The organism is uncultured Candidatus Kuenenia sp. (genome assembly GCF_900696675.1).
Taxonomy (GTDB): Bacteria; Planctomycetota; Brocadiia; order Brocadiales; family Brocadiaceae; genus Kuenenia; species Kuenenia stuttgartiensis_A.
Genome location: NZ_CAADGZ010000274.1, coordinates 1 through 1,486 on the forward strand (window position 1 = coordinate 1; position 1,486 = coordinate 1,486).

Below are 1,486 nucleotides of genomic sequence, written 5' to 3' on the forward strand. Positions count from 1 at the left end.
TAGTGGCAAATCCTGATGGAGAGTCCGTAAACTTTACAAATATTTTGATAAAGCGCATATTTCCACAACCGGGGACGAAATCCGTTGCTCCCTCCTGCGTCACAAAGAATAAGGAGTTCTTTTGCGCATGGATACCTCTTCCAACCAAATTCATCCAGCCAAATCTTAATTGACTCGACTGCAAATTCCGGTGTGTCATAGGACGTACCAACAATAACTGTCCCTAAATTAGTCAGCAATTCATAGATACCAAACGGACATCCAACACCAATTGCCTGAGAACGAAAATCATGGGCCAAAACTTCATTTACTATTTTTGTCCACGCCTTGCCCTCATTTCTGAAATTACCTATCAATTCCTTTTTCTTACTGTCAACACTGATTATTGGCTGACCAGAATCTTCAAAATACTTTTTTGTCTCATTAATAATTTCAAACTGTCTATTACGGTCCGGATGACGTGTCTCTGCTATCGTTTTGCGATTTACTCTCAGAGAATAATCCATGTCCTTAAGAAGCCTGCTAACTGTTGTTGCACATACGCTTACACCTCTATCACCGCATTCTTTTTTTAGAGTACGTGTGCTTCTTCTCGTCCATATTTTTCCTTTACCCATTGGGTCTCCTGCAGTATCGCCCTCCATCAATTCTTCAAGAAGTTTTACCACATCAGTTTTTTTTTAATCGAAGAACGACCTGCACCAACCTTACGTATCCGTCCCGGTGTAATGTTCTTACTCGAAAGTTCCCGACGCCCCTTGGCAATTGTTTTTACATTTATGCCGGTTAGCTGTGAAAGTCTTAAATCGCCGCCATGTCCCAGTTTCATTGATTCTAAACCAAGATAAAGCCGTTTCTGCCTTTCATCAAGTATGGAAAGAAATGTCTGCAGGCAATCCGTAACCACTTCACTCCCAAAGCCGGGAATTAATACCTTTTCTTCCTTACAAGCACACAACATGATTGACTGTTTACGTCTGGCGAGTTGATCCGTACCTAACACCTTGGAGATATACAAATATTCTCCGGCAATCTGCTCGCGCAAGACCCTTCCAGATACCACTAATTGAGTCAGTGCATTAAAGACTCGCACATGTACCAGCGTTTGAAGCTCCGAGGCAAAATAACCTTCCTGGGATTTATTAATGATGGCCTCGAGAGTATCTACAAGACTTCCTTGTTGAGAAAAATATATTTGATTGAAACTCCAAATGCCATATTTATTATAGCTTGCAAGTGTATCCAGTGTATGGTATTTGCCCGCATGGGAATAACTCGCACGATGTCCGAGCGATTTTAGCTTCCTGAAAACCGTTGCTTTTGAAGTCGTTCCCAAAGCTTCTTTGATACTGTCCAGAGTTAAAACGACATCCCTGCTGAATAGTCCCAAGAGCTTGCGATGAGAATACTTAGCTAAACGCATAATGACACCATTAGGATTAATACGCCGGATAAAATACCACTTAATCCTAATGTTATCATAATG

At 41.3% G+C, this 1,486-nt stretch carries 1 protein-coding gene and 1 pseudogene; both read right to left on the reverse strand.

Annotated elements, in window-relative coordinates; all coding sequences use genetic code 11:
* Positions 1–617 (reverse strand): ISAzo13 family transposase (locus QZT26_RS17605; RefSeq protein WP_230405747.1); only part of this gene is annotated, 617 nt, incomplete at its 3' end.
* Positions 618–661: 44 nt separating this feature from the next.
* Positions 662–1,486, reverse strand: a pseudogene (locus QZT26_RS17610) (hypothetical protein); the annotation flags it as partial.